Here is a 4,696-nt window from a genome sequence, read left to right on the forward strand (position 1 = left end):
GGAGGTGATACCCAAACAAAAATTAACTGCGTGTATCGTTTCAGTTTTCACAGGGTTAGGCGATCGCCTGTCAATTGCAAGGCCATGCGATCGCCTTTCCTACCTAATCAAAGTAGGACTAATTTTAGTATGAAACATTCCGAATGGATTCGCCTGAAAGCAGAAGGTGACAAAATTGTCATGGTTCTTAGAGCTGAGGGTTACCAGTGCCGTAAGCAGACTCGGCGTCTTTCGTGGAATCTGTGCAAAGCCAGTATCTCTTATAATCTGACTTGGCTAGCAGCACCGATGAGTGAGTGGAGCTTGCTTCCTCCTGATGCCACCTCAGAGCGAGAACAGCTTTTGTCTCACATTCGCTCGATTGTTGAGACTTACAGAGGAGGTGGTCGTCTCATTCAACCGGATGAGAAAGTAGGGTCATTGGTTGATTCTACTTCTAATTCGAGCGATCGCTTCTGGCTTCAAGAGCATTATCCTTGGGTTATTGTCCGACTGCTACCCAACGCTCAGCGCTATGTCGTTGCACGCTTCTACCTTCGCAGTGAAGCAGAAAATCATCAACGACTGCTCAATCGATTTATGCCGACTGCCGAGTTTGAGGTGGTTTTTGACGCTCCATCAGCGGTAGCGGCAGATAGGCAAAGCGAAATTCCTGTCTAATCTTACTTTTCACGGGATGTGGAAAACCTCTCTCCTACAAGGAAAGAGGCTTTGAAATTAGCGCCCTTCCCTTGAAGGGAACCGGAGATGAGAGAGAGAACAAATCTTATACGAAGTTGCGTTCAAAGAGCTAACTTTCTCTCCCCCCGCTTCCCCCGATCCCCCAGCTCCCTCAGCTTTCCAATCACTACGATTGAACGCAACTCGGTATTACTCCCTCTCCGAAACGGAGAGGGATGGGGAGGGGTTCTTCGTATGTTTCCAAGAAGTCTAATAACCGTATAGGGCACGATAAAGATCGTGCCCCTACGCCGAAACATTATCTATCAGTTTGGTCGTTGGACAATCTTTTCCAAAACCCGCCGCTTGCCTTTGGGATCGAAGCCAATCAATCGTACATACTCGCCACTGTGCTCAGCGAGGAGTTCTGCCAAGTCGATGATTATTTGCGATGCCTCATCTCCCTGGAATGAGGTACCACTTTGCCACGCATTATTCCGGACTCGACGATCGTTGGCATGTTCGATACTTAGGCGATACCCTTGAGCCAAAAGCTCACGAATTTGCTCCTGAGTTTCTAAATCCAATGGCCCATCCGGCACGGGTTTGCTTGGTGTTCTGGAACTGTTGAATCCATTGGAACCATTGGCGCTGATTGGCTGATTGACTAACTCATTGTGGGTATCTGTGTGTGAGTTTTCCGGTTGTCTGTTAGTTGGACGAGATATATCTTGAGGCTGTTGATTTTTCTGCTGTGAAGATAGGGCTTGATTGTACTCCCTAACAAGTCCCATGTTTTCTACCTGCTTCTGCTCACCCCTCAAGAGGTTGCCAAATTCAATTAAACGAGACAGGCTAAAATTTGGTTTGGGAAACGTTGGTGGTTCTTCAGCACTATTCACGATACGGGAGGAGACGCGCTCAAACCCAATTTTCTGTATGAATTGCAAGATTTGTTCATCGTAAATACGCGATCGCAACGCACTAAAGAAGTCGATGGGTTGACCCGGAAAGGCATCAACGAGCTGTTCAATCTGCTGGCGAGGTAGCCCATCTTCCGAAAAGATACCGCTCACAATGCCAATTCTGTCTTCGCGATCGGGTTCCCAGTAAAATTTCTCCATCCGACCATCTCGGATTAAGGGCGCATACAGGGTAGAAAAATCATTTCCTGTAACTAGAATTGGCACGCGATGCAGTGGTGTGGAATCGTAACTGCCAGGAAGTTGTACATCAGTGGGGTTATCGGCAATATTCATCAATGTGCCGTTCACCAACTGAGTATTGACCGTATATTGAGTGCCTTGGTCGAAGCGCCCTGCACCTGCATCTAAGTCGTTGATCATCAGGACAGCCATTTTGCCGCGCACCCGAATCAGTTCAGCCGCTTCTCGATAGCGTAGGCGGATTAAACGTGCTGGATCACCTGCATCGGGGCTTTCTAATTCACCCGCCGACATATGGATAGCTTCAACCCCCATGCGCTCAAAGACTAACTCGCATTGAAAGGATTTTCCCTCTCCTTTACGCCCATGAATGCCGAGAATTAAAGGAACGCGAACGCCTGGGAGATCGAGATAATTTTTGGTGATGTGAACGGCAAGTTTGTTTAAAAAGCGGGGAGAAATGTAGTAGCTCATCGGTCTATTTTCTGCGGCTGAGTTTGGTAGTGCGAGGAAGCGCGATCGCGCAGATGCCTATTGTTAAGATTCTATAACAAAAACTCAGCCTGATGGAGCCACCCGTTTGCTTGAGTAAGCAACAGGCTCTTGAGGCGAGGGCAACGATTACAGTTGGCCTGCTACTCAGCCGAAGAGCGGTTCATCAACAATTACTGATTTTTATACCTGAGTTGCCGCTTCAACCGTCTGCTCGATAATTGGACTAATGCCCTGTACCACTAAAACGGAACAAGGAGCATGATGGACAACATAACTACTGACACTTCCCAAGACAATCTCTGCAAGACCTCGGTGACCTCGACGACCAACCACGATTAAATCTGCGTCCCAAGCTGTAGCCAGTTCTCGAATTCGACTTGTTGCATCTCCTATCTTCAAATCCCATTCGCTGGGAACACCCTGTTCAGTTGCTTTCTGGCAGTAGTCCGCAAGGTATTGACGGGCTTGCTTACTTTCGTCATCTAATACTTTTTGCATCTCGGCAGCATAGTTGATTAGCTCTCTACCAAACATATCGGCATAAGAGCCAACACCCTGAGTCTCGAAAGGTAGACAGTGAAACAGCATCAGAGCTGCTTCTTCCTTTTTAGCTACCTCTAGAGCTTGTTCAAACACAATTTCTGACTGACTTGAGCGGTCAAGCGCTACCAAGATTTTCCTGTATCTCACAGCTCCCTCCTGGACAAATTCCTGTGAACCAGATTGAGATTATTTAATCTTTAACGTGGTTCGGCATCCTTCCCTACTTACCTCATGGCAGTTTTGTTGGAATACTGCTGGCTCTGGAATCAAAATGCTATGAGTTTCACTCTTACGATTGTTGTAATACTCTTAATTAATGGATGCTTCTACCTATGATGTTATCCTGATATGTTCTTGCCAAAAGCTAATCTTTGTAATACTTCGTCTTAGCTTCGTTACGCCTTAAGATATCGCAATATCTATGTCTTGGAATAGAGAAAAAACGTAAGCGACCGCTCTTCTAGAAGGAATACGCGATCGCTCTTAGGTAATAAATCTTATACTTTATCCCATAGTTCTCTCTCGTACGAACTTCTCTAACCGATCCATCCCCTTCTCAATCGATGCCATATCGGTCGCGTAGGAAAGGCGAATACAGTCATCTGCACCAAACGCAATGCCAGGAATTACCGCAACTTGCTGAGAACTTAGCAGCGCGTCACAGAATTCGAGAGATTTCATCCCCGTTTTACTGATATCGGGAAACATATAAAACGCCCCATCTGGCTTTGGACACATGAGTCCGGGAATGGCATTCAGGCGGTCTAACATCACCTGCCGCCGTTTGGCAAAGGCTTCGCACATCTCTTGTACACAGTCTTGAGAGCTTTCCAGAGCTGCGATCGCGCCATACTGAGCAAAGGTACAGACATTGGAAGTGCTGTGACTTTGAATTGTTGTCACGGCTTTAATCAGTTCCACTGGGCCTGCTAGGTACCCCAAACGCCAACCCGTCATCGAATAAGCTTTGGCAAACCCATTGCTAATGATGGTGCGCTCAAAAATTTCTGGCCCTAGTGCACCAATACTCAGATGTTCTGCACCGTCGTAAAGAATCTTTTCATAAATCTCGTCTGAAACTACTAAGATGTCTTTCTCGACCACAATCTCTGCCAACGCTTTAATCTCGGCTGGTGTGTAAACCATACCGGTAGGATTCGAGGGAGAGTTGAGGACAAATAGCTTGGTTTTGGGGGTTATGGCTGAGCGTAGCTGGTCAGGTGTGATTTTATAGCCTGTTGAGGCATCTGTATCAACAATCACAGGGGTTCCTTCCGCCAGCTTTACCATTTCTGGATAGGACAGCCAGTAGGGCGCAGGGATAATCACTTCATCCCCGGCCTCAATCAGCGCCAGCATCAAATTAAATAGGGAATGCTTACCACCATTGGTAACAATGACATTCTCTGCGTTATAACAAAGACCGTTGTCATCTCTCAGCTTACGTGCGATCGCTTCTCGTAATTTTGGCTCCCCAGCGGCTGGGCCATATTTGGTTTTACCGTCCTGTAGAGCTTTCTCGGCGGCGGCTTTGATATGCGCCGGGGTGTCAAAGTCTGGTTCCCCAGCACTGAAACTACAGACATCTATACCCTCTCCTTTCATGGCTTTTGCTTTCGCGGAAATGGCCAGAGTGAGGGAGGGAGGGACTTGACCGACTCGTGATGCCAGCTTCATGCTCATTACACCCAACAACTAACTGAAGAATTAAGGTATAGGATTTCGTTTACACGTTTCCTAGTTTCCCAGAGTAACTTGCGATCGGGCTGTAAATTGGCTTTTTTTTTAGTTTTCCAGCTGTGCTGTGCGATCGATTGATGTTGGGTTATGTT

At 47.0% G+C, this 4,696-nt stretch carries 4 protein-coding genes; 1 reads left to right on the top strand and 3 read right to left on the bottom strand.

What is annotated here, in order from left to right; translation table 11 throughout:
• Positions 1–129 precede the first annotated feature (129 nt).
• Complete coding sequence (locus tag V6C93_RS20315) at positions 130–660, top strand: hypothetical protein (RefSeq protein ID WP_333478493.1); 531 nt, start codon at positions 130–132, stop codon at positions 658–660.
• A 326-nt stretch (positions 661–986) separates the two neighbouring features.
• Here V6C93_RS20315 and V6C93_RS20320 read toward each other — a convergent pair whose 3' ends face one another.
• The 3 genes from V6C93_RS20320 to V6C93_RS20330 form a co-directional block, all read right to left on the bottom strand.
• The gene (locus V6C93_RS20320) at positions 987–2,300 is read right to left on the bottom strand and encodes a ribulose bisphosphate carboxylase small subunit (RefSeq protein WP_333478494.1); all 1,314 of its coding nucleotides are present in this window, start codon (positions 2,298–2,300) and stop codon (positions 987–989) included.
• A gap of 201 nt (positions 2,301–2,501) precedes the next feature.
• The gene (locus V6C93_RS20325; protein ID WP_333478495.1) at positions 2,502–3,011 is read right to left on the bottom strand and encodes a universal stress protein; all 510 of its coding nucleotides are present in this window, start codon (positions 3,009–3,011) and stop codon (positions 2,502–2,504) included.
• Between the two features lie 357 nt (positions 3,012–3,368).
• A complete protein-coding gene (locus tag V6C93_RS20330; RefSeq protein ID WP_333478496.1) occupies positions 3,369–4,541 on the bottom strand; it encodes a pyridoxal phosphate-dependent aminotransferase in 1,173 nt (390 codons plus the stop codon).
• Positions 4,542–4,696 lie beyond the last annotated feature (155 nt).

This window comes from Allocoleopsis sp. (assembly GCF_036703385.1).
Lineage (GTDB): Bacteria > Cyanobacteriota > Cyanobacteriia > Cyanobacteriales > Coleofasciculaceae > Allocoleopsis.